The following is a 26,384-nucleotide window of genomic DNA, read 5'->3' on the forward strand; positions in this document are numbered from 1 at the left end:
ATATCTAATGATGAGGGAGAGAGATGAAGGACAAAAATATTTTCCCAATCAGACCGAGAATCGAAGAAGGAGAGGCGTTAACCAGTTACTTATTTCGAATAGCAGAAGCCAATCGGACAACATTTCACCAGATACTTCAAGTCATTCACAATCAGAAAAAAGAGAAAATTACATCTAGAGAGTATCGTTATTTGGATTTGCTGCCCCAATGCCAAGCGGATATATATCTATTAGGAAACTTATTAGGTATGAGTGAGGATGAAATCCTTTCTCATACCTATTATTCAGCAGTAGAAAAAATTTCAAAAATTTCTGGTGAAGAGCTAGACATCACTTTACATCAACTGAGCTTGTTAGTGGAAACGAAAAAACGATTGTTTTGCAGAAAATGCTTAGAAAATAAAAAAGGGTTTAGTTTAATATGGCAAATTAAAGGTTTACAAATATGCGAGATTCATAAAACAAATTTGGAATCCAGTTGTATAAATTGCGGAAAACTACAGCCGTATACAAGGGACCAAATGAAGGAATCCTGCTGTGTGCTCTGTTCTTATTCACTTAGTTATGGAAGTATCGACGGAAAAATAGCAGAAGAACAAGAAACGGAGTACACACACCAATTGAAAAAGTATAAAATTTGGAAACAACTATTAGGAAATAATTGTTTGTCACCACAACAAAGTATCAGACAATTCAATTTAAAACAAACGCTGGCCTTAAAGTTGATATTTCTTTCTCAATCAAAGGAAAGTAGATATAGATCGAATCGAGTAAAGTATTTAACTCGAGGTAATATAAAAATTTTAATGCGGTTAATAAGAGGGAAAAGGGATAAGCATTATTCAATTGTGGGTATGTTAATTCGTTTTTTTTTAAATAGTAACAATTCTGTTGAGGACTTAGAAAGAGTCGAAGTGAGTCAGGAGTATATTCAATCTATTCTTGAGGATAAGCCAACTAAGGAGCATGGCCCTTGTTTAACGCCTTGGTGTAAATATAAAAATACGAATGTTCATATGACAAACCATTATTTTAAAGCTAGTCACACTCATCGGGAACCATCAATTTGTACTTCTTGCTTCATACCATATGGGTATGACCGGAATTCTGGAAATTGGTGTGAAATTGGTAATACAATTAATTTGGTTTCCAATCATTTTTTACTACTCTTAAAATCTGGAGTATCCAGAAAAAGGATACAACATATACTCAATATTTCATCTCAAAAGGTTAATGATGTTATCGGTTATATGTACAACCAGAATTTAATTCCCGAAGGTTATAAGTTTGTAACAAGACCAAAATCTGAATCAGATCTTATAAATAAGTTCAAAACATTAAGTGAGCATGTTGGTGGTTTATTTAGATTTAAAATGATTCCTGCAGCAAAAAAAATATTTAATTGGAACGTATTAGAATTTCATCAGTATTACTATACTTTTGAGATTCAGATGTATTGGATTCATAATAAGAAAAAGGTGGAAAGGATACCGAGGTATCATAAGAATTTATCAAAGCAAATTGTGGAATATCGAGAATTGTGTCGACAACAGGGAAAATCATTCTCAAAAAAGGATTTCGAACAAATCTATGGGGTATCGAGAGGTGTCCTAAAGTATCATAATTTACATGATGAGGCTACTTCTGCTCGCCAACTCCAAAACAAGTCGATTTTGTCATATCAAATTCAAACTTGTTGGTTTTTGGCTAGGGATTACACAGAGAAATTACTTAGGGAGGAACGGGCTTTCAATTGCCAAAATGTATACAGTTATATTAGAAGGAATCGAAAGTGGCTAACGAAAAATTGCCCAGAATTAGGAGAGTGGATACAAGAACAAGTTGTTGTTTCAAAGGAGCAACAAGCTACAAAGAAATTGAATGAAGAAAAGAAAAAGCTCAAAGAAACCATTCACTACTTATTCAAACATGACATCAATTTGTCTAAATCTAATCTTGGTAAGTATTCTAATATTAATGTAGGTAAGTTGTGGGGGCAAACAGAACTGGGACTATTTTGCGATAAAACTATTGAAGAATTAGTCTGGGAGACAATGCCTTTGAAAGAGGTTGAGTCTGAATTTTCAGAAGACTTTATAGAACAAATTTATGAAAATAATTAACCATTAAAGTGAGCTTGCCAGAGGAACGCGAGCAGCATGGTTTCATGAAGAGATGGATACCGGAGCGTTCCTCTGTTTATAAGTGTTACTAGGATCAAAAGCTTATCAGGAAATACTAAATCGAGTCACCCATACCGTGGTGATTGATAGCAACGTCGTAAATCTCCTACGTCTGCGGACGGATGAAAAAAAATTTGCTACAAGATTGAGGAGAGGGTTCCACAAAACTAATCACTAGCAGATTGAAAATACTTCAAGCTTGGAGAAAAAGTGCCTAACAATAAATTTTTATAAGTTGATTAAATAACTAACTATAGTTTTAGTCCATATGTACCAATTAGCCTGGTGCAATGTCTTGATGAGCGCTTATAGCATAAGACTATATTTATAAGCTAGGAATACAAAGTTAGAATGTCTGAAGCTCAATAGCAAATGATATCTATGATCAAAAGATGGGGAGTGACCAATATGCAAGACGAAAATCCGAGACGTTTAGAAGGAGATGAAACTTGGTTTAGACTGAAAGAATGGACTAAAGGGCAAAAAGCTGCTGAGCGACTAGCAAGCCATATTTTGAACTCAGAAGGCTTTGAATCCATTGATCCATCTCATCCATTAGGTGGAAGGGACGGGACAAAAGACTTTATATGTTTTAAAAATAATGAGAAGTGGATAGGAGCAGTATACTTTCCAAGAGGGCAAAAAACATATAAAGTTATCAAAGAAAAATGCATTGAAGATATTAGAGGTATTAGTAAGAATGGGGCTTTTGGGTTAGCCTTTATAACAAATCAAGAGATAACAGTTTCTCAAAGAGAAGATTTAATGACCAGTACATCATATGAAATAAAAATCTACCACTTGGAAAGGTTAGTTAATATTTTGAATAATCGTCTGAATTATGGCGTTAGAAGAGAGTTCTTAGGTATTTCACTAACGACGGATGAAAAATTTGCGTACTTAGCAGATTCGAATATAGAGGTTAATGGAATAATAGACCAAGGGCATAATTACTCCAAGAAGATGTTCATAATTAAGGATCTAATAGATAATTTACAGGAAATTTGGGAAGAAATTGATGATCCAGTTAGTTTGTATGATGACGATTTAGCATGGCTTACTGTAGTTGCTCATAAATCATATTTATGCAACGTTAAAAATGTAGTTTTAAATGAAATAAGTGATGATATTGCGCTTCATTTATACGACCACTTGCAAATTATTTCTTCTATAAATAAAATGCAAAGTGATATTGAAGAAGCAAAGAAATATGGACATAAACATTTACGAAGCAAAAAACAACTTCAGGATCACTACTCTCAGGTAATTCAAAAAGCTTTATTTAATATTATATCGGATCTAGATAAATATGAAGATCACATTACAAAAGGTGCATAAATAAAGGACTGCTCTCAGAGTGGAAAAACTTGTACTCATAAGAAGGCGTGATAATCGCGTTTTTTTTTGATTTAGCGTTATAGTTCTTGTCCAGACCTATGGACAGGGACATAAGTTCAAAACCAATTTGTCATTGCTCAAATTTTTAAAAAATATATAATTCCAAAAGGTGAGTTTGAAATTAAGTTTGAAGGTGAGTGGATATATCAAATATTATCGCAGGCATCTATCTATGAAAATTAGAAACAGACGGGTATCTAGTCGGTTATTACGACTATAAATTAAGAAAAGCAACTATTGTTTGTAATAGTGATGCATAAAATGACTCAAAGCAAAGTAGGAATAGATTTCATAGGGGCATGTATGAAAATTTGACTTTAGGAAGAATGGACACGGAAAAAATATTTATGTGAGGGAGTAGTACTTTGTTCTGTATGCATCATCTAAAATGAGTATGCTTGATCGTAGTCAAGTGAATTAATTTCACTGATAGATCTATTCATTTTCCAAAATCAATATTACTTAACATTTACGTATTGGTAACAATTAATGGAAAATACTTATCTCAGTTTATTTTATAGAAAAGGTACGTTTATCCTACTAGATGTTATAAATATCTTTGACTAATGTTATAGAAACAACGATTGTAAGCATGTTATAGTCTCAATTGATGATATAACCCACAATGTGTGCGGTTAACATCAATTGAGACTATTATATTGTCAAATGAGATTAGGAACATCTACGCTTATATAATATATTTGCTCTTATCATAAACAATTGGAATTTTGAATAAATATTCTAAAAAGCTATTTCATTTGAATTCCAAATAGAAAGGTATTTGATTATGATATTCATTAACAAAAAAACTATTAATAAGCTAACTGAATCGCATAGAGAACCTAACATGCTTATCTGCTATTCAACTCCTCAAAGCCTTTCGGCTTGGACAAGTCGAGCTATATTACTCCTAAATAATGATAAAATTATTATCCTTTTCCTGAATCTATTTTCCACTAAAGTAGTACAAAAAGTTGAATTTGAAGTAGCTGATTTACAAGAACAAAAATATCATTCCATATATCTGTCTTCTGCAATATGGTCATTTAACAGTAAAGGACAGCATTGGAGGTTCAAGATAATCAAAAAAATTATACCTCTTGGCTCTATGCAAAGGGATTTTCTAAATTTCTTGCAACAAAATATTTTAAATTAGCGACTGAGTAGATCGCCGATCTTCGAAAACATGTGCCCTTCCAGACGAAGGCGAACAGCCAGGTATCTTTCGTAAAGTCGTTTATCTGAGGTCTCTTTCATGGTTCTTTTCATTACCCAATAGGCGATTGAAATAATGTTGTTGGTTTGTTAATTGCGTGTTATTATATCAAATGAATTTGACAGGTTCCCAAATCTTTGTTAGAGTTTCAATCAAATACGTATAACCTTTTCATGGGATGTTACCGATAGGGCATAACCTGAATTGGCTTGTTTACACTTTAAGTGTATACAGGCTGGTTTGGGTTTTTTTATTGTCTATCACCCTTCGCTACCCCTTTTATCACACATTTGGAAGGAGAATGTTTATGTCCAGTTATATTTTTCCTAAAGACTTTTTATGGGGCGGTGCTCTTGCTGCCAATCAGGCTGAGGGTGCTTATTTGGAAGACGGTAAAGGATTGAGTCTGGTGGATCTGCTGCCTACCGGAGAGAAGAGAAGAAGCATAATGAAAGGAAATGTTCCCTCGCTGACTCCACTTGAAAGCGAATTCTATCCTTCCCACGAAGCCATTGATTTCTATCATCACTATCGCGAGGATATTGCGCTATTTGCAGAAATGGGCTTCAAGGCGCTGCGTGTTTCCATTGCCTGGGCTCGTATTTTTCCAACGGGAGAAGACGCAGCTCCTAATGAAGCAGGTTTGCAATTCTACGATGATTTGTTCGACGAGTTGCATAAACATGGCATTCAGCCAGTCGTTACCCTCGCTCATTTTGACGTGCCGGTAGATCTGGTCGAGAAATATGGAAGCTGGCGGAGCCGGAAGCTGGTAGGCCTGTTTGAAACCTATGCCAAAACAGTATTCACCCGCTATAAGGATAAAGTGAAATACTGGATGACATTCAACGAGATTAACATGCTTCTCCATTTGCCGTTTCTCGGTGCCGGGCTTGTTTTTAAAGAAGGTGAAAACGTTAAACAAATTCAGTACCAGGCTGCACATCATCAGCTTGTCGCAAGTGCGCTGGCTGTTAAAGCGTGTCACGAGATTATCCCGGATGCCCAGATTGGCTGTATGCTTGCTGCCGGCAGCTTCTATCCGTATACATGTAATCCCGAAGATGTATATCAGGGCATGGAAAAAGACCGCGAGTCCTACTTCTTTATTGATGTACAGTCACGCGGCGAATATCCTGGTTATGCGAAGCGCTTCTTCAAGGACCATGGATTAAACATTGAGATGGAATCAGGCGACGCAGCCATTCTGAAAGATCATACCGTTGACTATATCGGATTCAGCTATTATTCGAGCCGGACGACCAGCACAAACCCGGAAATCGTCAAGAACATGACCAGTGGTAATGTATTTGGTTCCGTAGCCAATCCATATCTGGACAAGTCCGAATGGGGCTGGACGATCGATCCCAAAGGTTTCCGCATCACAGCCAACCAATTGCATGACCGTTACCAAAAGCCACTGTTCGTAGTGGAAAACGGTTTTGGTGCCAATGATGTGGTTTCGCCTGAAGGAGAAGTTAACGACGATTACCGGATCGACTATCTCAAGCGGCATATTGCCGAAATGGGTGAGGCTCTTCAAGATGGAGTCGAAATTATCGGTTACACAAGTTGGGGACCTATTGACATTGTCAGCGCTTCCTCAGGAGAGATGAAAAAGCGCTATGGTTATATTTATGTGGACCGTGACAACGAAGGCAACGGTTCGTTGAAACGTATTAAAAAGAAAAGCTTCCACTGGTACAAAAATGTAATTCATTCCGACGGCGAAAATCTGGGCGAATAATCGTACTACAAGTAAATAGGATCGGACGTCCCGGGCCCACGGGGATTTCCGATCTCCGTTTCTTCATTGAAAGCGTTGACAATCGTTCCTCTTCGGGCTATACTTGACGCAATTCCATCATTTTTAGGATTGTTACTGCGTAGCAGGCAAAACCTAAGCCACGAATAAGCGGATGTTACAGTCTTGTTTATTTGGCGTGCTTCGGTTTTTTTCTGTTTACAATAAAGAGGATGGAGCATGTGTGGCTCTTGCTGGCATATGGAACGGGGGATCGAGATGAACATAGCAAAGGTCATTAACAACAATGTAATCAGCGTCTACCAGACGGACGGCACCGAACTCGTGGTGATGGGTCGGGGGATTGCTTTTAAGAAAAAGCCTGGAGACAAAGTAGACGAAACCAGAATTCAGAAGGTATTTGCTCTGAAAAACAAGCAGACGTCCGATAACTTTAAAATGCTGTTGCGTGAGGTACCGCTTGATTTGATTGTGATTGTGGAGGAAGTCATTAATGACGCCAAGCATAATCTGAATAGAAAGCTGAACGAAAATATTTATGTTTCACTGACCGATCATATCAATTTCGCTGTTGAAAGATACCGGGAAGGATTGGAAATCAAAAACGCGTTATTGTGGGAAGTCAAGCAACTGTACAAAGAAGAATTCGCGATGGGTCTGAAAACGTTGGAACAAATTAAACAAAGGCTCGGTATTGAACTGCCTGTGGACGAAGCGGCTTATATTGCGATTCACATCGTGAATGCTGAAATGAACGAGGAAGTCATTACGACCATGAGTATCACAAAGTTTATCCAGCAAATTATCAATATCGCAAAATATCATTTTAAGGTGGAGTTCGACGAGGACTCTCTGAGCTATTTCCGTTTTATTACGCATCTGAAATTTTTCGCCCAGCGCGTATTTAAGGGAAATCACTACGAAAATAACTATGATCATTTGTATGACATGATTAAGGAAAAGCATAAGGAAGCGGCTGCTTGTACAGAGAAAATCGGAGCTTTTGTGCAAAAAGAATACAACCACGAATTGACGAACGAAGAAAAATTATATCTAACCGTGCATATTGAACGGGTGGTGAACAGATAAGTCGAACGTTTTCAACGAAAAAGGACCAAGAATAGACGATTAAAAGTTTTTGTTGACAGATATGGTAGAATGATTATATTATGAGAGTAACAGGAATTTAATAAGTTTTAACTGGGATTGTTACTGGTTATGCAGGCAAAACCTAAGTCATGAAAAATTGCGGGAATAAAGTGCCCACCATTTTTCAAGGCTTAGGTTTTTTGTGTGCCTAAATATGTAAAAAGCCCCTTAGAACATGGAGGTGTCCATCATGAGTTATGAAAAACTGGCTAAGGAAATTGTACACCTGGTAGGTGGCGAAAAAAATGTAGTATCGCTCGTTCACTGCGCCACACGCCTGCGTTTTGTGCTAAAAGATGAGGCAAAAGCGGACAAGGGAAAGTTGGAAAAAACCGACGGAATTATCACTGTGAAGCAGAGCGGTGGTCAGTTCCAGGTTGTAGTCGGCAACAAAGTACCAGAGGTATATAATGCAATCGGCAATGTATCCAATATCTTGAATGAAACTGGAAAAGAAGATCATTCAGCTAAAGGAAACAAAGGATTTGGTGCCGTAATCGACGTGATTTCCAGCATTTTTGCACCTTTGCTCGGAGTTATGGCGGGGTCCGGTATTTTGAAAGGTCTGCTGCTGATTGCGAGTAACCTTGGCTGGTTGCTACCGAAAGACACTACCTATATGATTTTGTATGCTGCGGCCGACAGCTTGTTTTATTTCCTCCCTCTCTTGTTAGCGGTTACAACGGCACGGAAATTTGGAGGTAATATCTTCGTTGCCCTGACCATTGCCGGAGGGTTGCTTTACCCGACCATTGTCACGCTAAAAACGGAAGGTACACCTACGGACTTTTTCGGTATTCCTATTGTTATGATGAGTTATTCATCTACCGTTATTCCGATCATTTTAGCCGTCATCGTCATGAGTAAGCTGGAAAAATGGTGCAATCGAGTGATCCACGAGAGCGTCAAAAACTTTATTACACCTTTGATTCTACTTGTAATTATGCTTCCTCTAACCCTGATCGTGTTTGGTCCAGTCGGGGTGTATGTGGGCAACGCGATCGCTACTGCACTCGTTGCTGCATTTAGCTTTAGTCCATTGCTAGCTGGAGCAATCCTTGGTGCTTGCTGGCAGTTGCTCGTTATTTTCGGTGTTCACTGGGGTCTTGTACCTGTATTCATTAATAATATTGCTGTTAATGGCAGAGACGGAATCAAGCCTTCCGCTGCGGCTTCCATCTTTGCTCAAACCGGCGCTGCGTTCGGTGTTATGCTGAAAACCAAAAATAAGAAGCTGAAAACTTTGGCGGGTTCCGCTACACTTACCGCTTTATTCGGCATCACGGAGCCAGCAGTTTATGGGGTTACGCTGCCGCTGAAACGTCCGTTTATTGCAGGTATTATCGGTGGTGCTGTCGGTGGTGCCATTATCGGTCAAGCGGGAACGCAAGCATTTGCCTCCGGCGCACCTGGATTGCTAACCTTGCCGATCTTTTACGGCCCTGGTGGACAAGGATTCCCGGGATTGATTTTAGGGATTACCGTTTCATTCCTGGTGTCGGCCATCTTGACTTATATTTTAGGTTTTGAAGATCCAGTTGAAGAAGAGGAAACTACTAACAATTCGGCTAAAGAATCGACCTCTACAGTTGTTGTTTCTAATGAAGAGGTACTCAGCCCAATTGAAGGAACTGTGGTCGCTTTGTCGGAGGTTCCCGATCCTGCATTTGCTTCGGAAGCTATGGGCAAAGGGATCGCCATCCAACCGACAACGGGCAGAGTCGTGGCCCCGTTCGATGGAACCATCACCGTGGCGTTCAAGAAAAAACATGCGCTTGCAGTTGTTTCGCATCATGGCGCAGAAGTTCTGATTCACGTCGGAGTAGATACGGTCAAGCTGGACGGTAAACATTTTACGTCCCATATCAAAGAAGGCGATCAGGTAAAAGCTGGGGACCTACTGCTTGAGTTTGATGTTGAGCAAATCAGGGCAGAGGGTTATCCTACGATTACGCCAGTTATCATTACGAATTCTTCTGAATATACTGAAGTCCTTCCAATCGCTCAAGGAGAGGTAACGGAGCAGGCCCCGCTGTTGAAACTGTCTAGCGCTCTGAATGAGAAAGAAAGCATTGCCTAAATGTCTTAAGGACAAGGCTCTGATGATCCATATTCTCGGATCATCAGAGCTTTTTTGTCGTCATTTTATGTACTGGTAAGCCTACTTGTAATTGACAATATGTCAATTAAATTAACTTGTATGGGGGTAAAAACTAATCTATAATTTTTTGTAATTATGCAAATTTTCTGAAAACGTAGACTAGAAATCAATTGATTGATCAGGGGGAAATACAAGGAATGTTAGAGCAGTGGGCAGAGGCAGTAAACGGCGTCATTTGGAGCAATCCTGTGGTATATGTCTGTTTGGGTGTGGGACTATTATTTTCGATCATGACTCGATTCCTGCAAATCAGGCATTTCAAAGAGATGATCCGCCTAGTATTTAAAGGGAAAAGTTCCGAGGCAGGTGTATCCTCCTTTCAGGCCTTTACGATGGCACTATCGGGGCGTGTAGGGACGGGGAATATTGCTGGGATTGCTTTGGCGGTTGGTATGGGTGGACCTGGGGCGATATTTTGGATGTGGGTCATGGCCTTTATCGGGTCGGCTACAGCTTTTGTAGAATCCACACTGGCTCAGGTGTATAAGGTAAAGCGCGATGGTCAGTACCGGGGCGGTCCAGCCTTTTATATTGAAAAAGGGACAGGCTTAAAATGGTTTGCCGTCATTTTTGCGGTTACTGCGTTGGTCGCGATGTGTTTACTGATGCCGGGAACTCAATCGAACTCCATTGCTGTAGCTTTTCACAGTTCGTTTGGCATGGATATGAAGGTTTCGGGGATTTTAGTAGTCGTGTTGCTGGCGCTTATCATTTTTGGTGGTGTAAAAAGGATTGCCAATGTGGCTCAGGTTGTCATTCCGTTTATGGCACTCGGTTACATCCTCGTTTCTTTCTACATTATGATGACGAACATTACTGCACTTCCCGATGTATTTTCGCTGATCTTTCGTAGTGCCTTTGGCGTGGATTCTGTGTTCGGCGGTATGGCAGGGACGGCGATTGCTTGGGGTGTAAAGCGGGGGATTTATTCCAACGAAGCCGGACAAGGCTCTGGTGCGCATCCGGCAGCCGCCGCAGAAGTGTCCCATCCAGCAAAACAGGGGCTAGTTCAGGCGTTTTCCGTGTATGTGGATACCTTTTTAGTCTGTACGTCTACGGCTTTTATGGTCCTGTTTACTGGTATGTATAATGTGAAGGGACCTGGTGGCGATTTTATTGTGCAACATCTTCCGGGTGTTGAAGAGGGAACCCAATATACACAGGCTGCTATTGAATCGGTATTTCCCGGTTTTGGATCGAGTCTGCTGTCCATTACCTTGTTCTTTTTCGCATTTACGACCATTATCTCTTATTATTACATCGCAGAAACAAATATGGCCTATCTGGTTGCAGATTATAAAGCAAAGTGGCCCATGTTCGTCTTAAAGCTGGTTATTCTGGGTTCGACGTTCTATGGAACGGTCGTCAAGGAATCGGCTCTGGCGTGGACACTGGGGGATATGGGTGTCGGCATTATGCTTTGGGTGAATCTGATTGCTATGATTCTGTTGGCCAAGCCTGCTCTTCTTGTGCTTAAGGATTACGAACAGCAGCGGAGGCAAGGGCTGGACCCGGTGTTTGACCCGAAGAAGGCAGGTATTTCAAATGCCGAGTACTGGTCAAAGGAATATCAGCCTCCTTCAGATGAGTTGACGATCACCGCCAAACCGAGCAAGCTTCAAGCCTAAATATAAGATAGATAAGTAAGATCAAAGGTGGCTCCGCGGGGAGTCATCTTTTTTTCGTTATCTTGCCTTTACATCCCAAGAAGGGTACATATGTTCACTATTTAGTCTATAATTTAGACAGAAGGATTTTGAATAATTCTGCCATGGATATGTGGGGAGGCCACATTTGCATTAGAGAGGTGATTTGAATGAGTACATCCGATTTATCCATAACTGACGACAAGTGGAACGCTATCGTAGAAAACGACAAGTCATATGATGGGGTATTTTTGTACGCTGTGAAGACAACGGGAATATTTTGTCGCCCCTCCTGCAAATCCCGACCTCCCAAAAGAGAGAACATCCGTATATTTAAAACAGTAGAGCAGGCATTGGTCGAGCATTTCCGTCCATGCAAAAGATGTAAACCGACAGGACAACGATTGCCTGATTATGAATGGATCGCACTGGTTACAGAATACGTGAATTCTAACTATATGAAGGATTTAACATTGCACATCCTAGCTGAAATAAGCCATGGAAGTCCGTATCATTTACATCGTACCTTCAAGCGGATCATGCATCTAACTCCAATGGAATATATACAGCAGACCAGGTTGGAACAAGCGAAGAAGCTGCTCATTTGTTCAGATATATCTGTTGCGGAAGTGGGGGAGAACGTAGGTCTGTGCAATGCACCTTACTTTATTACGTTATTTAAAAAGAATACAGGCTACACCCCATTGCAATATCGCCAACTCAAATTGAAAGCAACACAAAATGGAGGTACACAGCATGGCACAGCAAATAAATAAAACGATCTATTGGTCATTGTTGACACATGAGGATTGGAATTTATATATTGCAGCTACATCGGAAGGACTATGTTATGTAGGTTCGCCCAATCAACCTGTAGAGGAATTGTTTTCATGGGCGGGAAGACGATTTCCCGGCAGTCCTTTAGTTGAAGAGGATGCTGCTTTACAGCCCTATGCCAAGGAGTTGATTGAATATCTCCAAGGGAAGCGCGCCCAATTTACATTGCCCTTTGATTTTCATGGGACTGCGTTCCAGATGGCGGTTTGGAATGCGTTGTGTGATATTCCGTATGGGGAAACACTATCCTATTCAGACATTGCCAACGCTATTCAAAAGCCAGCCTCTGTTCGTGCGGTGGGGGCTGCCATCGGTGCTAATCCGATTTTGGTCACAGTCCCTTGTCATCGGGTCATCGGTAAAAATGGAGCTATGACCGGATATCGTGGTGGTTTGGACATGAAGGTGAAGCTTTTGCAGCTCGAAAAGGAAAGTGTGGCATCGGTTCAGTATGAAAAATGAGTATTACAAATCCCCCAAGACTCTTTTGAATAAAGGGACCGGCTTCTTGTCAGGATATACACATTCGTTGAACCCGTATACAGGTTGTACCTTTGGTTGTTCGTATTGCTATGTACGCCAATTGCCAGTCTCCACATTTCGGAAGGAAGCGTGGGGGACATGGGTTGATATTAAAAATCAGGCGGCAGATATTCTTCGCAAGGAGCTTCGTAGAGCCAAATCCAAAGGTAAAGTCACGATTTTCATGTCGTCAAGCACAGATCCTTATCAGCCTGCCGAGTATAAGGAAGAGGTGACCCGGTCTCTGCTGGGGGTGATGGTGGAGGATCCCCCGGATTTTCTCTTTTTACAGACGCGCAGTCCACTGGTACGGCGGGATACTGATTTACTGCTCCGATTGGGGGATCGTGTTCGTGTGAGTATGACTGTAGAAACAGACCGAGAAGATATACGCAAACATTTTACCCCGGAGGCTCCTCCCATCCAGGCTCGTCTCCAAACGCTACATCTCTTAAAGGAGGCAGGTGTGCCTACGCAAGCTACGATTGCTCCGATGCTTCCAAGCAGTGAACATTTTGCAGACAAGCTTTTGCCTCTGGTCAACCGTGTCTGTATTGATGATTATTTTATGGGAGATGGGAGTGGGGGGAGACGAACGCGTAGCTTGAAAATGGGTGTGCTGTACGAGTCATTGGGGCTGGAAGAATGGTATCATCCTGCTGCCTATAAGGCGGTTTATGAGCGTTTTCTTCATGTTTTTCCGAAGGAACAGCTCTACGTGAGCAAAGAAGGTTTCGAACCTTGATGTAAAAGCAGTCCATGCCATTGAATCAAGAGTGAACCATATAAGGGGGCAGCGGGAGAACGAATGCAAACCGTAATGACCAAAAACTTTGACTATGGGGAAAAGGAAATCAGTTATCTAAAAAACGTAGACACCGTACTTGGTGCAGCGATGACGCAAATGGGCAAGGTAGAACGTGTGATCATTCCCGACCTGTTTGCAGCGCTCGTTCATGCGATTGTGGGACAGCTTATATCGGCCAAGGCGGTTCAGACCATATGGGCAAGGATGCAGGAGAAGTTAGGCGTGATCACTCCACAAAATATAGCTGTTCAGTCGGCTTTAGATATTCAAAGCTGTGGCATCACCATGAAAAAGGCCACATGTATTCTTAATATAGCCCAAACGATCGGGCAGGGCCTGTTGGATTTACAGGAATTATATGAGCTTTCCGATGCACAGGTGATTCAGAAATTGTCCTCGCTGCAAGGAATAGGACCTTGGACGGCTGAAATGATGCTGATTAATTGTATGGAGCGTCCAGATGTCGTCAGTTGGGGTGATATGGCTATTCGACGGGGAATGATGAAGTTGTACCATTTAGATACCTTGACCAAGCAGCAATTTGAGGAGTACCGCCGAGTCTATTCGCCTTATGGTTCGGTGGCCTCCATTTATTTATGGAGTATTTCATCTCGTTAAGAATCAGGGAGTGGAAATGATGGAGAAAACAATTAGAGAACAGATACTGTCATATGTGGATGCAGATTTTCAGAAATTTACGGCTGCATTGCTTCCGACGATTAATAATGTGCTGGGTGTACGTCTGCCAGTGCTGCGTAAGCTTGCTCAAGATATTGCCAAAGGGGATTGGCGCCTCTACCTGGAGACCGCTGAAAGTGAACACTTCGAAGAAGTAATGCTGCAAGGTATGGTGATTGGTTCTGTAAAAACGGATATAGAGGAAGTTTTGAGTTATACCGCCAAGTTTGTTCCTAAAATTGATAATTGGTCCGTATGTGATAGTTTCTGTGCCGGATTGAAAATCACGAAACATCATAAAGAACGGGTGTGGGAGTTTATTCAGCCCTATCTATTCTCCAAGAAAGAATATGAAATTCGGTTTGGTGTAGTTATGCTTCTTAATTTTTATATTGAGGAACAGTATATGAAGCGGGTGTTTACTTTACTGGATCAGACCCATCGCGAGGATTATTATGTACAAATGGCGGTAGCATGGGCGATATCGATCTGTTATATCAAGCTACCAGAGGTAACCATGGCGTATTTAAGTCATAATACATTAGATGATTTTACCTTCAATAAAGCACTGCAAAAAATCACGGAATCATATCGGGTGGATCAGGCCACAAAAACGACCATCCGCAGTATGAAGCGAAAAAGAAAATAGGATCGGGCTCAGCAGCCAGGTACGCACTTTGCTTTTTTTGGAATCTAATAATAAAATGGAAGTAACTTTCGAAAAGGAGATGACGTGAATTGGCAGAGCAAGTGCGTCTTGGTAAAACAGATTTATATGTAAAACCAATCGGTTTGGGTGCAAATAAAGTGGGAGGACATAATCTCTTTTCCGATTTGAATGATGAAACGGGCAAAGAAGTTGTTCGCACAGCTTTGGATAACGGCATCAATTTTCTGGATACGGCTTTTATTTATGGACCTGAGCACTCGGAACGGTTGATTGGTGAGGTATTGAAAGAGCGTGGTCAGCGTGATAAAGCTGTTATTGCCACGAAGGGTGCCCACAAATTCGTAAACGGAGAGGTCGTTTTTGACAACTCGCCTGCTTTTTTGCGTGAATCCGTCGAATCCAGTCTGAAAAGATTGCAGACCGATTATATTGATCTGTTTTATATCCATTTCCCGGACGAAACTACACCAAAGGCAGAGGCAGTCGGAGAACTGAAGAAGCTCAAGGACGAAGGCAAAATCAAGGCCATTGGTGTATCTAACTTCTCCATTGAACAACTTAAGGATGCGAATAGTGACGGTTATGTAGATGTGCTTCAATCCCAATATAATTTGTTTCAACGGGAAGCTGAGAAGGATCTGCTGCCTTATACCAAGGAAAATGGCATTTCGTTTGTGCCTTATTTCCCGTTAGCTTCGGGATTGCTGGGGGGGAAGTATACGAAAGACATGACCTTCTCGGACATCAGAGCGAAAAATCCATTGTTTCAGGGCGATGCATTTGCTCGTAATTTGGACAAAGTGGAGCAGGTACGGGAGATTGCCAATGCGTTGAATGCAGAGGTTGCTCATGTTGTACTCGCATGGTATTTGACCCGTGATTCGATTGATGCCCTCATTCCAGGCGCGAAGGGGCCGGAGCAGGTGCTGGCGAATCTGAAGACGCTAAATGTCCAATTGAGTCAGGCTGATATCGAAAAAATTGACCATATTTTCAAATAATGAGTGCACCTTATATTTGCAATTATATATTTGTTCCATCTAGAGAAGCTGCCGGACGGGCGGCTTCTTTTTCGTGTACAACTCGCATATCCTTGTAGGGTAAGTTCAACGCTGCGGGGGGATCGGATGATGAGAAGACCGCAATGGCACAGCGCACCCAACAGAAGGCGACGCGGCAGACATAGGTTTTTTTTTATTGTGGCACTGGCGCTGCTGGTAGGGATCATACAAATGGCTGCTTATGTGGAGCAGCATTTGAAGCCGCCCATGATGCACCTGGCAAAAGTGCGGGTTAAACAAATGGCGACGGAGGCTATTAATTCAGCAATTACAGCACAGGTAGAGCAGGGGAAGACAGCTGATAATTTGATCGAATGGAGAACGGATGCACAAGGGAGAACCTCCGGTTTTGTTCTGAATTATGCGGAACATATGAGAATTACGTCAGACACGCTCAAAGCAGTCAAGGCAACGATGGACAGCATGAGCCATTTTGATGAGAGTGTTCCGATTGGTCAGGCATTGGGCAGTCCACTGTTGGCAGCTTATGGACCAACGGTCCCCCTAAAGGTGGAGCCGCATGGAGCAATCAAGGTGGATTTAAATACCCGTCAACAGGATGCGGGCATAAACATGATCTTGGTGGAAGTGTACATTCGGATTACGACGGAAGTGTCCGTGGTTATACCGTTTGAGATGCAACCTCAGATTGTGGAGACGGAAATTCCGGTTTCTTATTTATTAGTGGTAGGCAACGTTCCGATGTACTACTATGACAATCAGGGTAAACCAGTGGGTAAAAATGGTGCAGCCGCTCCGCAGTTGGCGTTGCCTCCCCATTCCATAGAGAGTAGCGGCGCTATAGATCCCACCATAGTAAGTGTTCCAGAGGCACAGGAAAACCAAAACACCTCTAGCCAGTCCCCAACGCCATAGAGCGGAGGAGACTGACGCGAGCTGCCTAGGAAAAACAAAAGGGCCCCTATGAGGAGGGCCCTTTTGTTTTTCCTGTTTTGAGCGCTTTGCGTTCGGACTGCTCCCACTGTCTTAATAACGGATACGGGTCAAAGGACCAATCTGCCCAACCATTGTCCCGATATATACCATAGTGCAGATGCGGTGGAAACTTGCCTTGGGTACCGGGTTTTCCATAGCCCGAGCTTCCGACCCAGCCAACCGTCTGGCCGGGTGTAACGATGTCACCGTTGTGGACGGTTTTGTCAAAGCCGGAAAGATGCGCATAGTAGTGATAGCGGTTGTTGAGATCTCGGATTCCGATTCGCCATCCGCCGAAGGGATTCCAGCCCTTCATTTCAACTACACCGTAGCAGGTACTGCGAACTGGAACTCCATAGCCAGCAAACAGATCAGTTCCTTCATGTATCCGGAAGCCGCCCCAGCTGCGACGGCTTCCCCATGTGCTACGGTAGCTATAAATGCTGCCTAAAGGAAGGGGGAAAGCTTGACTGACCAGATCCAGCTTGCCATACGTCCGATACAGCTTAGCAAACTGCTGAACTCTTTGAACTGCGCGGCTGTTATGGTAATATTCCCAAACGGCAATACCAAATTCATCCTCGTTGTTTCCATAATTTCCGAGATAAGAAGCGATGCTAAACAGCAAATCCTTGTCATTATTGCGGTCAGCGATTCCATCACCCGAACCGTCTTGTCCCAGCCCGGAAAATAGTTCAATGGAACGCGGATTTTGATCCTCCGAATCAGGGTTCATCAGGCCGGACCAGACTGGTCCCGTGATGAAAATACCTATGATTCGTTCCGCATGCTTCCGATCCTTGGGATGGGCCACCGTAAGTGTGCGTTCATACTGGTCGATGGCGGCCAGCCTGTACCAAGGAACTCCAGTCAGGGCTTCGATGGAATGATATAAAGCCAGCCTGGACGTATACGACGAAGACTGAGCATGTGAAGCATCTACATTTGCGGTCAGGCTGCTTCTGGCGGACGAGGACTGTAAGTGATTGGCAAAGGCATGGGCAGGAAGCGGACAGGCCGTTGTCAGTGTAGTAGCACATAACAGCAGCGATAACAAACGAACAGCTCGGGCTGTCCGCGTAGGGTAAGGCACGTGAACCGACCTCCTATAGAAGGGCTTGATCGCCCGATAAATTCTAGGCCCGTATACAATAGCGTGAATAGGGCGCTTTTGTTTAGATTGAGCCATATCCGCCGCTTTTATCCATGTAAAGAGTTTACTTTTTCCGGCATCAATGTCATATCAAAAAGGGAACAATGAATGGAGGTTTTTCCATGGCTTTCATGTTATAATGTATGGCAATGACAGCTTAAGCTTATCAGAAAGAAGGTCTATGCCATTGTCTAGAAAAGTAAAGGAAGCTAAGCCCGACTGGATTCGTATTAAACTTACGACAGGCGATAACTATCAGGAAATCAAGAGCATGATGCGTTCCAAGACATTACATACCGTATGTGAGGAGGCACGATGCCCTAATATATATGAATGCTGGGCCAATAGGACAGCTACATTTATGATTTTGGGTGATATTTGTACGCGTGCGTGTCGTTTTTGCGCAGTAAATACGGGAATGCCTACGGAACTGGACTTGCAGGAGCCTGAACGCGTCGCGGAAGCGGCTGAAAACATGAATTTGAAGCACTGTGTCGTTACCAGTGTGGCTCGCGACGATTTGAAAGATGGGGGCGCTACTATATTTGCAGAAACGGTTCGTGCGATTCGCCGCCGATTACCTCTTTGCAGTGTAGAAGTACTGATTCCCGATTTTATGGGCGATATTGAATCGCTGCGAATCGTCATGGATGCCAAACCAGATATTCTGAATCATAATATTGAAACGGTGGAGCGTATGTCCGACAAGGTTCGGGCTAAAGCGAAATACCGTCGCTCTCTGGAGCTGCTTCAACATGCGAAGCAATTAAATCCGGCTATTCCAACGAAATCAAGCATCATGCTAGGTGTCGGAGAAGAGTGGGACGAGATCTTACAAGCCATGGATGATCTGCGTAAAGTCGATTGTGACATTCTGACAATTGGTCAATATTTGCAGCCGTCCGAGAAACATTTATATGTGCAAAAATATTATCCACCGGAAGATTTTGCGAAGTTAAAGGAAGAGGGATTACAGCGGGGATTCAGCCACGTTGAATCTGGACCGTTGGTCCGCAGCTCCTACCAAGCGCATGAGCAGGTGAAGTCAGCCGCTCAGCATAAGGAAGAAGGCGCCCTTTCGCAGGCTTGATCCGGGAAAGGCGGTCAGAATAGCTTGTTTCAAATCGGTGGTAAAAACTATGAATTGTTGCAGGATCACAAGAACGGGTGGAATCCCGAAGCGTTTCGTGATCGGTATAGTGAAGTGCTGGATCGCTATGATTACATTATTGGTGATTGGGGTTACAATCAGCTACGTCTGAAGGGCTTTTATCGAGACGGTCATCCCAAAGCAAATAAGGATACATCTATAGTGGTACTGGACGATTACATTAATGAATACTGCAATTTTGGCTGTGCCTATTTTGTGTTGCAAAAAAGCCGTGAAGTGGTTAATAAAAACGGCGTCAATGATGAAATCATTGCTCCAGATATTCAGCAGTTGGTAGATGCTCAAAGGGAACAAGCGGGAACGTTAGAACCCGAAGAGCAGCAAGAAGTATTGCAACATACAGCTGGAGAACAGGAGTGGCCGCAACCACAGCAGGATTCCACAGCTACAGAGGAATCGCGAGTGGAGCAGCCTCGAGAATCCCGAGAACCACGTGAGTTGCAACGTCGGGAACCGAAGGATGCCCAGGAAGTACGTGAACGACAGCCGCGTGAAGCTCGCGAAAGCCGTCCATCCAGAGAAAGACGTGAAGCAAAGGATGGACGGAATCCGGGTGAAGGGCAGCAAACCCGTGAACCACGTAGACAGCGCAATCAGCAGGGAAGTTTCGATAAAAAAGAATCCCGTGGATCACGCTATGAGCGCCAATCAAAGGAAAGTCGGGAGGGACGGCAAGTTCGTGTCTCTCGTGAACCTGAGGGCCAGCGTCAGACCCAGCCAGCTGCTAAAGCCGAAAGAGCTGAGGGTAGTAAAAAGAATAAACCATTTACAGCTCCACAACAAAACGGTTCCTGAATTTTCAGGAACCGTTTTGTTTGTAAAAAAAGAGCCAGAGTCGGCTCTTTTATAGGTTCTAATTAAGAAAAGCGTTGCGTACTCGATCCCAAAATGGGAAAGGACGGTAACGAGCGAAGCTGATCTTCTGACTTGAGACCTGACATCGAACAGAGATTAAGTCATCGACAGGAAAGTTCAGGTGATCTACTGTCAATAAAAGACGCTGATCTTTCCGTGAAAAAATATCACAATGATGGTGTTTGGGCAGTAGCAATGGCGATCCCAGTGTCCGATACACGCGGTTATTAATGGAAGCGATCTCAGTCAATTGCAATGCTTCAATGGTGGGGTGAACCATAGCTCCGCCAAGTGCTTTATTATAGGCGGTCGTTCCTGAGGGGGTAGAAACACATATACCGTCACCGCGAAACATTTCAAAGGTGATATCGTTAATATCTACTTGGGCAACGACAGTGCCATCCACCCCTTTTAACGTAAACTCATTCAAGGCAATAAAAGAAGCATTGCCTGACTTCTTGTGAATTTCCAACTCAATCAGTGGATACTTAACGATTCTCGGGTTAAGCGGTCCCTCAGATCCGCTTTGGCTCATCAGGTGGATTAGCTCCTCCAGCTCGTCCGCACGCCAATCAGCATAAAAGCCCAGATGACCGGTATGTACACCAACAAAGGCAATATCCGGAATGCGGTCGATGAAGGTATGAAACGCATGAAGCATCGTACCATCGCCTCCAATAGACACGACGATTTCCGGCGATTCGGCATCCAGCTTGAAATTCTTTTCTTGGGCAAGACGGTGAAATTGCTGACTCAAGTCCATGGAGTGCTGATCCCCGCGATCCAGAACATAATATCTCAAGATGAAAAGCTCCTTTGTCATGGGTATATATCGATCATAATCAATTATGAGCAAGAACACAATCGTTCATTGCCTATGTGTTCTTCTCAAACGTACGTATAAGCGACTTGTACCCACACTCAACCATGAGAGACTAAGCATTCCAGCCAGTATAAAGGCAAGAACTAGCAGACTTTGCAACAGCATGGCGGACGAGAAGCCAGGAGACCACGCGATGTCGTATATTGGAGAAAAGACGGGAGAGCTTCCCTGTCCCATCAGAGGTCGCCATAACACGAGAGCTAGCAGTGCTGAGATGATGCCATGCGCAGCCCGGGCCAACAAAAATGGCATATAGCGGAGATTTGTCATATTTAAAATACTTGCAACCTGCGCATGAACCGACAGCCCGCCCCAGGAGAGAACAAAAGCGGCTGCGGCTACCTTGAATGGTAACGCTGCTGCCGTGGCTTCACCTGCGGCTTGCGCTCCTAAAGTGACTTCGAAAATACCACCCACGATGGACTCCGTTAACGTAGGAGGAAGACCACATGCAGTCAATAGGCTTGCCGTAAGCAGATGAAGCCCGCTCATTAAACCGGAGTTCGTCAAAGCTTCTAAAATGACGCAGAAGAATACAACTAGCCCTCCTACGACAATAATAAGGCGTAGGGAGGAAGTAATCGCCTGACGAAGTAACTCACCCAATGGGCGACCATCTTCCAAACGAGCTGTATGCATGGCATATAATGCTTGGCGTAGGGGGCCAGGCTGCCTATTGCGACCTGCTGCTTTTGTATTCGTGGACTTCGACCAGGCTTTTTGAGTAGGTTGAGGCCGGTCGCTGCGAGTATCTGTTTCTCCTGAACGGGAACCGTGGAAGCGCATAAGCAGCCCGATGATGAGCACGCCACCATAATGGGCCGCGCCCAGTACGAGTGCAATTTCTGGTTGATGGAAGAAGCCAACGGAAACCGCACCGATTAAAAATATCGGATCAGAGGAAGTGGTAAACGCGACCAAACGCTCTCCTTCAATGCGTGTGATCCATTTTTGCTCCCACAGCTTGGCTGTTAGTTTAGCTCCAATCGGGTAACCGGATGCGCAGCTGACCGCAGCGACAAAACCCCCACAGCCAGGTACACGGAATAGGGGCTGCATCAGCGGATCCAACAGCGCACCTATGAAATGAACAATTCCGAAACCGAGGAGAAGCTCGGAAATAACGAAAAACGGGAATAAAGACGGAAACAGCACGTCCCACCAGATGGCAAGCCCCCGAAGTCCGGCATTCAGAGAAGATTGCGGGTATACAGCTATAAGCATAAATAGGAATAGCAGTGTAAGGATGAGCAGAGGAAGCGAGTAACGACGGTATAGCGACATAGAGGCCCCTCCTTTGGAGTTGTACTAATATACCTATGTCGGGGATGGACAAAGAGTACAAAAAAATCAAAGAAAACGATTACATCTAATGCTGTATTTTTGTAAATAGTATGTTAAAATAGGAAAACAACGATCCCATAACCTTAAGGATGGAGTGATCAGGATGAGTATCGTTGCCGGTCTGTTCGTATGTGCTTTTGTGTATGTTATTCGTGTCTCTCTCGTCCATCCCGGTGAAGAGGATTGGCGGAGTTATTAGTTGTGTTTATAGAATGACGAAGCTGTGTGCAACGAAGCACACCCTCTTCATATGTTAAATTGATAAAATGACGCTTATTTTTAGCGTCATTTTTTGTTTTTTGTTATAATACGGGTGTATATTTATTACCATAGCACAGAAAGTTGGAGAAAAGTGAATCCTAGCCTAAGCATTTATGACAACCTTGGGGGTGCGGAAGGTGTTCGTGCTATTATTGAGGCCTTCTACCCGAGAGTTTATAAAGATCCGTTGTTAAGTCCCCTGTTTCCTAAAGACATGGAACCGGTTAAGGAAAAGCAGTATATGTTCCTGAGCCAGTTTTTTGGAGGACCGTCTCTTTTTTCTGATGCATATGGTCATCCGATGTTACGTGCCAGACATATGAAGTTTCCCGTAACGGAGGAGCGAGCAGAGGCATGGTTGTCTTGTATGGCAGGTGCGTTAACGGATACGGGCATTGAGGAGCCGCTTCGTTCAATCATACTTAACCGTTTGTCTGGTCCTGCGCATCATTTTGTAAATACCCCGTAAGCTTTCGGGGATTGCCGAATTTTGGAGAGGGTTGTAAAAACATTGGAACTTGAACCGTTATATCAGATCAAAATCGCTTGCCCACATTGCGAAGAAGAATTTCAGACATCCCGTGTCAGACCAAGCCTAAAGAAGGCCATTCGTACGGATTCAGATTTTTGTGCTTATTATAAGAATGAAAATCCGGATTTTTATGTCGTAAGGGTCTGTCCTCATTGTGGATTTACCTCGACAGAGCACTCTACCGTTCAGTTAAGCGATCAGCAAACCAAGATATTTAAGGATAAAATCGGTAACCGCTGGCAGTCTCGCGAATATGGCGGGCATCGTAGCTGGGAAGAGGCATTAGAAACGTATAAACTGGGTTTACTCTGTGCCCAGGTCATCGGAGAAAAGGAACGCGTAGTAGCCAGTCTATTACAGCATATCGCATGGATGTACAGATACCAGGGAAATGAGGAGCAGGAGCTTCGCTTTCTCAAATTTAGTCTGGATTCGTATGTTCGGGTCTATGAGCTGGAGGGTGTCGGGGCGAATAATGCCAAACTGCTTTATCTGATTGGTGAACTGCATCGACGTACAGGCAACTTTCACGAAGCGGTACGCTGGTTTTCGCGTGTCATTAATGACAAAAAGATTATGGATGCAGCCATGATCCGGGCTTCCCGTGAACAGTGGTCTGTACTGCGAGAACAAATGTTGGCTAAAAATTTCCAACTGCCGGAGGAAATGCAGGACGCAAGCTCCTCTTGAAGAAATAAAGGTGTGCACTATGGCCGATTTAGGCTCATGGTTCACACCTTGTTTGTAAAACGGGTTATCTTATCTTAACAACTGCCTCATGAATTAATGATGACGCAATGTGGTATCTGACAGCAAATAATCGTCATCACAATCCACCAAAGTAACCTTGTTATGGCAGCATGGAAACACAAGCAACTTTTTCATACCTTCGTGTATGAGCTTAAGTTCTTTTGGCTTCAGGGGCAGCAAAACATTATCATGGTCGCAAAATGGACAAGACTGTACATAAACGTCTCCCATGACGATGTCATAAGGCCAGGTTTTATGAAAAGGGATCATGATTTGTTCGATTCTCCGCCGTTCGGGTCAGCGGTTTCTTCTTTAGCCAGTTCGGCCAGCTTTTGCATCAAAATGTGCTGGGGTGTATGCATAAGGTGTTCCAGCGGAATGCCGAGCTTTTCGGATAATTTCACAGCCGTTTCCGGCGAAATTTGTAAGGGTCTCATCCTGTTTTCCTCCCAATTGTAGTGATTTACTATCACGATGTAGCTTTATTGTATATGAAACCACATGAATTCGCCAAAAAAGAAAGGTGGAACTATTATGAAAACGCCGTTAAAGCAAACATGGGATCTGGAATCTATTTTTAGCGGAGGATCTTCCTCTGCCTCATTTCATGCATTTTTGGAAGAAATGGAGAGCAAGGTTCAACAGCTGCAATCCCAGCTTAAAGCAGCCAAAGTACCACAGACGGTATTGGATACCGAGCGTCTGGATAGTGTACTGAATAGCATACAGGAGCTGTTTAATGGTGCGTCGCAGGCGGGTTCCTTTGTCTCTTGTCTAACTGCTCAAAACCAGCACGACAAGCTGGCTGTTCAATTGGGGGCGCGTGTCAACACGCTGTATGCCCAAGGGAAAAGTGCTTTAGTATCTTTCCAGAACTTGCTGGCACAAACCAGTGAAGACATTTGGCAGAAATGGATGGAGCGCGAATCTATCCAGCCGATTTCTTTTGTCCTGACTGAATATCGGAACGAAGCACGTGAAAAAATGGCTCCTGAGCTGGAAAGCCTTGCATTGGATCTCGCAGTGGATGGCTACCATGGCTGGGGTGACTTTTATGATACCATTGTCAAAAATATGACGATCCCCGTGCCGGAAAATGGCGAGATCGTAAACCTGTCTGTAGGTCAGGCTGCTAATAAGCTGGATGAAGCAGATCGCAGCGTACGTAAAGACGTGTTTGCACGTTGGGAAGAGGCATGGACTCAGGTAGAGGACTATTGCGCGGATACATTGAATCATTTGGCAGGCTTTCGTCTGAAGCTATATGAAAAACGAGGCTGGACAGATGTGCTTAAGGAACCGTTGGAAATCAGCCGTATGTCTGCACAAACGCTAGATACGATGTGGCAGGTTATTAATGAAACAAAGCCTATTGTAGTCCAATACTTGGAGCGGAAAGCAAAACTGCTGGGCTTAGAGAAGCTTTCCTGGCATGACGTTGAAGCTCCGCTGGGGACGTCAACTACTAAAATCCCTTACGACGATGCTGCTGTAACGATTGTTGAGCAATTTGGTAAATTTAGCTCAAGAATGGCTGACTTTGCCCAAATGGCTTTTGAGAAAAGCTGGATCGAAGCAGAGGATCGTCCAGGCAAACGTCCGGGCGGTTTCTGTACATCTCTGCGTCTGAGCAAAGAGACCCGTATTTTTATGACCTATGCCGGATCACCATCCAACGTTTCGACACTGGCCCATGAGCTCGGACACGGTTATCATCAGCATGTGATGAATGAATTGCACCCATTGAATCAAAACTATGCCATGAACGTAGCTGAGACGGCATCAACGCTGGCAGAACTAATTGTATCAGATGCTTTGCTGGAAGCTGCGGAGGGTCAGGAGAAGGTCGCTTTGCTGGAGGATAAAATTCAGCGTGGTGTAGCCTTCTTTATGAACATTCATGCTCGTTTCCTGTTTGAAACCCGTTTTTACGAGCTGCGGAAAAAAGGAGTTGTAGGAGCGCAACAATTAAGCGAGTTGATGGAACAAGCGCAGCGTGAAGCGTTTAGTGGTATCCTGGATGAGGCTCATCCTCATTTTTGGGCATCCAAGCTACATTTCTATATTACGAACACTCCTTTCTACAACTTCCCGTACACATTCGGGTATATGTTCAGTGCAGGAATTTACGCTTTTGCGAAGGAAAATCCTGACGGCTTCGCCGACCAATATGATGCCTTGCTGCGTGATACGGGGCGCATGACAGTCGAAGAATTGGCTTCCAAGCACTTAGGTACCGATTTAACACAGGCTGACTTCTGGCGTAATGCTGCGCAAGTTACTGTTCAGGATATTGAGCAATTTTTACAAATGACAAAATAACGGATTTACACTTTTGAAAGGTCTCCTATAAGGGAGGCCTTTTTTGTGATTTTTGCAGAAGATGATGAACAAAGTCGCAAAAT

General features: G+C 43.5%; 23 protein-coding genes. 18 read left to right on the forward strand and 5 right to left on the reverse strand.

Translation table 11 applies throughout. From position 1 onward, the window contains the following. The first annotated feature begins 23 nt into the window (after positions 1–23). The 13 genes from WA407_RS15225 (at position 24) to yunB (ending at position 16,970) form a co-directional block, all read left to right on the forward strand. Positions 24–2,123 carry a TniQ family protein gene (locus WA407_RS15225; protein ID WP_209940397.1) on the forward strand — a complete coding sequence of 700 codons (2,100 nt, stop codon included), beginning with the start codon at positions 24–26 and terminating at the stop codon, positions 2,121–2,123. Between the two features lie 468 nt (positions 2,124–2,591). Continuing rightward, on the forward strand, positions 2,592–3,521 hold the full coding sequence (locus tag WA407_RS15230) for a hypothetical protein (protein ID WP_336077691.1): 930 nt from the start codon (positions 2,592–2,594) through the stop codon (positions 3,519–3,521). A gap of 1,583 nt (positions 3,522–5,104) precedes the next feature. Beyond that, a complete protein-coding gene (locus WA407_RS15235; protein ID WP_336077692.1) occupies positions 5,105–6,544 on the forward strand; it encodes a 6-phospho-beta-glucosidase in 1,440 nt (479 codons plus the stop codon). Between the two features lie 276 nt (positions 6,545–6,820). Continuing rightward, positions 6,821–7,651, forward strand: coding sequence for a BglG family transcription antiterminator LicT (gene licT, locus WA407_RS15240; protein ID WP_061829908.1), 831 nt, complete (start codon positions 6,821–6,823; stop codon positions 7,649–7,651). Positions 7,652–7,901: 250 nt separating this feature from the next. After that, positions 7,902–9,791 carry a beta-glucoside-specific PTS transporter subunit IIABC gene (locus tag WA407_RS15245; RefSeq protein ID WP_061829881.1) on the forward strand — a complete coding sequence of 630 codons (1,890 nt, stop codon included), beginning with the start codon at positions 7,902–7,904 and terminating at the stop codon, positions 9,789–9,791. Positions 9,792–10,009: 218 nt separating this feature from the next. Further along, complete coding sequence (locus WA407_RS15250) at positions 10,010–11,500, forward strand: alanine/glycine:cation symporter family protein (RefSeq protein WP_336077693.1); 1,491 nt, start codon at positions 10,010–10,012, stop codon at positions 11,498–11,500. 188 nt (positions 11,501–11,688) lie between these two features. Continuing rightward, the gene (locus tag WA407_RS15255) at positions 11,689–12,294 is read left to right on the forward strand and encodes a bifunctional transcriptional activator/DNA repair enzyme AdaA (RefSeq protein ID WP_336077694.1); all 606 of its coding nucleotides are present in this window, start codon (positions 11,689–11,691) and stop codon (positions 12,292–12,294) included. Further along, a complete protein-coding gene (locus WA407_RS15260; protein ID WP_061829878.1) occupies positions 12,275–12,817 on the forward strand; it encodes a methylated-DNA--[protein]-cysteine S-methyltransferase in 543 nt (180 codons plus the stop codon). The genes WA407_RS15255 and WA407_RS15260 overlap by 20 nt, the downstream gene beginning before the upstream one ends. Beyond that, positions 12,807–13,622, forward strand: coding sequence for an SPL family radical SAM protein (locus tag WA407_RS15265; RefSeq protein WP_336077695.1), 816 nt, complete (start codon positions 12,807–12,809; stop codon positions 13,620–13,622). Before WA407_RS15260 ends, WA407_RS15265 begins: the two co-directional genes overlap by 11 nt. 63 nt (positions 13,623–13,685) lie before the next feature. Next, entirely contained in the window at positions 13,686–14,303 is a 618-nt protein-coding gene (locus WA407_RS15270; RefSeq protein ID WP_336077696.1) for a DNA-3-methyladenine glycosylase family protein, read from the forward strand. A gap of 19 nt (positions 14,304–14,322) precedes the next feature. Continuing rightward, on the forward strand, positions 14,323–15,012 hold the full coding sequence (locus WA407_RS15275) for a DNA alkylation repair protein (RefSeq protein ID WP_061829875.1): 690 nt from the start codon (positions 14,323–14,325) through the stop codon (positions 15,010–15,012). 89 nt (positions 15,013–15,101) lie between these two features. Continuing rightward, a complete protein-coding gene (locus tag WA407_RS15280; RefSeq protein WP_254326693.1) occupies positions 15,102–16,034 on the forward strand; it encodes an aldo/keto reductase in 933 nt (310 codons plus the stop codon). Between the two features lie 129 nt (positions 16,035–16,163). After that, entirely contained in the window at positions 16,164–16,970 is an 807-nt protein-coding gene (gene yunB / locus WA407_RS15285; RefSeq protein ID WP_442952038.1) for a sporulation protein YunB, read from the forward strand. Between the two features lie 46 nt (positions 16,971–17,016). On the opposite strand, the gene WA407_RS15290 is transcribed toward yunB, so the two are convergent. Then, positions 17,017–18,123, reverse strand: coding sequence for a M23 family metallopeptidase (locus WA407_RS15290; protein ID WP_336077698.1), 1,107 nt, complete (start codon positions 18,121–18,123; stop codon positions 17,017–17,019). Between the two features lie 247 nt (positions 18,124–18,370). On the opposite strand from WA407_RS15290, the gene lipA reads away from it, so the two are divergent. Together lipA and WA407_RS15300 are read left to right on the forward strand one after the other, a co-directional pair. After that, complete coding sequence (gene lipA, locus WA407_RS15295) at positions 18,371–19,273, forward strand: lipoyl synthase (RefSeq protein WP_069290345.1); 903 nt, start codon at positions 18,371–18,373, stop codon at positions 19,271–19,273. A 24-nt stretch (positions 19,274–19,297) separates the two neighbouring features. Continuing rightward, a complete protein-coding gene (locus WA407_RS15300) occupies positions 19,298–20,149 on the forward strand; it encodes a YutD-like domain-containing protein (protein ID WP_336077699.1) in 852 nt (283 codons plus the stop codon). A 58-nt stretch (positions 20,150–20,207) separates the two neighbouring features. On the opposite strand, the gene WA407_RS15305 is transcribed toward WA407_RS15300, so the two are convergent. Then, positions 20,208–21,011 carry an NAD kinase gene (locus tag WA407_RS15305; RefSeq protein WP_336077700.1) on the reverse strand — a complete coding sequence of 268 codons (804 nt, stop codon included), beginning with the start codon at positions 21,009–21,011 and terminating at the stop codon, positions 20,208–20,210. Positions 21,012–21,077: 66 nt separating this feature from the next. After that, entirely contained in the window at positions 21,078–22,376 is a 1,299-nt protein-coding gene (gene ylbJ, locus WA407_RS15310) for a sporulation integral membrane protein YlbJ (RefSeq protein ID WP_336077701.1), read from the reverse strand. A gap of 412 nt (positions 22,377–22,788) precedes the next feature. Here ylbJ and WA407_RS15315 point away from each other — a divergent pair, with 412 nt between their 5' ends. Then, the gene (locus WA407_RS15315) at positions 22,789–23,166 is read left to right on the forward strand and encodes a globin domain-containing protein (RefSeq protein ID WP_023990208.1); all 378 of its coding nucleotides are present in this window, start codon (positions 22,789–22,791) and stop codon (positions 23,164–23,166) included. Between the two features lie 42 nt (positions 23,167–23,208). Beyond that, positions 23,209–23,919: a DUF2225 domain-containing protein gene (locus WA407_RS15320; protein WP_172828271.1), complete on the forward strand. Its 711-nt coding sequence runs from the start codon at positions 23,209–23,211 to the stop codon at positions 23,917–23,919. 93 nt (positions 23,920–24,012) lie between these two features. On the opposite strand, the gene WA407_RS15325 is transcribed toward WA407_RS15320, so the two are convergent. Both WA407_RS15325 and WA407_RS15330 read right to left on the reverse strand, forming a co-directional pair. Further along, the gene (locus tag WA407_RS15325) at positions 24,013–24,249 is read right to left on the reverse strand and encodes a hypothetical protein (RefSeq protein WP_023990206.1); all 237 of its coding nucleotides are present in this window, start codon (positions 24,247–24,249) and stop codon (positions 24,013–24,015) included. Next, entirely contained in the window at positions 24,246–24,416 is a 171-nt protein-coding gene (locus WA407_RS15330; RefSeq protein WP_013311864.1) for a YycC family protein, read from the reverse strand. The genes WA407_RS15325 and WA407_RS15330 overlap by 4 nt, the downstream gene beginning before the upstream one ends. A 97-nt stretch (positions 24,417–24,513) precedes the next feature. Between WA407_RS15330 and WA407_RS15335 the strand changes: the two genes are divergently transcribed. Further along, positions 24,514–26,301 carry a M3 family oligoendopeptidase gene (locus WA407_RS15335; protein ID WP_235308409.1) on the forward strand — a complete coding sequence of 596 codons (1,788 nt, stop codon included), beginning with the start codon at positions 24,514–24,516 and terminating at the stop codon, positions 26,299–26,301. Positions 26,302–26,384: the final 83 nt, after the last annotated feature.

It is taken from the genome of Paenibacillus sp. 203 (assembly GCF_037027525.1).
In the GTDB taxonomy this organism is placed as follows: Bacteria; Bacillota; Bacilli; order Paenibacillales; family Paenibacillaceae; genus Paenibacillus; species Paenibacillus polymyxa_B.

Excerpts from the sequence above, each read along its gene's own strand:
- WA407_RS15225 (WP_209940397.1), top strand. The coding sequence starts at position 24 with ATGAAGGACAAAAATATTTTCCCAATCAGACCGAGAATCGAAGAAGGA.
- WA407_RS15230 (WP_336077691.1), top strand. The coding sequence starts at position 2,592 with ATGCAAGACGAAAATCCGAGACGTTTAGAAGGAGATGAAACTTGGTTT.
- WA407_RS15235 (WP_336077692.1), top strand. The coding sequence starts at position 5,105 with ATGTCCAGTTATATTTTTCCTAAAGACTTTTTATGGGGCGGTGCTCTT.
- licT (WP_061829908.1), top strand. The coding sequence starts at position 6,821 with ATGAACATAGCAAAGGTCATTAACAACAATGTAATCAGCGTCTACCAG.
- WA407_RS15245 (WP_061829881.1), top strand. The coding sequence starts at position 7,902 with ATGAGTTATGAAAAACTGGCTAAGGAAATTGTACACCTGGTAGGTGGC.
- WA407_RS15250 (WP_336077693.1), top strand. The coding sequence starts at position 10,010 with ATGTTAGAGCAGTGGGCAGAGGCAGTAAACGGCGTCATTTGGAGCAAT.
- WA407_RS15255 (WP_336077694.1), top strand. The coding sequence starts at position 11,689 with ATGAGTACATCCGATTTATCCATAACTGACGACAAGTGGAACGCTATC.
- WA407_RS15260 (WP_061829878.1), top strand. The coding sequence starts at position 12,275 with ATGGCACAGCAAATAAATAAAACGATCTATTGGTCATTGTTGACACAT.
- WA407_RS15265 (WP_336077695.1), top strand. The coding sequence starts at position 12,807 with ATGAAAAATGAGTATTACAAATCCCCCAAGACTCTTTTGAATAAAGGG.
- WA407_RS15270 (WP_336077696.1), top strand. The coding sequence starts at position 13,686 with ATGCAAACCGTAATGACCAAAAACTTTGACTATGGGGAAAAGGAAATC.
- WA407_RS15275 (WP_061829875.1), top strand. The coding sequence starts at position 14,323 with ATGGAGAAAACAATTAGAGAACAGATACTGTCATATGTGGATGCAGAT.
- yunB (WP_442952038.1), top strand. The coding sequence starts at position 16,164 with ATGAGAAGACCGCAATGGCACAGCGCACCCAACAGAAGGCGACGCGGC.
- ylbJ (WP_336077701.1), bottom strand. The coding sequence starts at position 22,376 with ATGTCGCTATACCGTCGTTACTCGCTTCCTCTGCTCATCCTTACACTG.
- WA407_RS15325 (WP_023990206.1), bottom strand. The coding sequence starts at position 24,249 with ATGATCCCTTTTCATAAAACCTGGCCTTATGACATCGTCATGGGAGAC.
- WA407_RS15330 (WP_013311864.1), bottom strand. The coding sequence starts at position 24,416 with ATGAGACCCTTACAAATTTCGCCGGAAACGGCTGTGAAATTATCCGAA.
- WA407_RS15335 (WP_235308409.1), top strand. The coding sequence starts at position 24,514 with ATGAAAACGCCGTTAAAGCAAACATGGGATCTGGAATCTATTTTTAGC.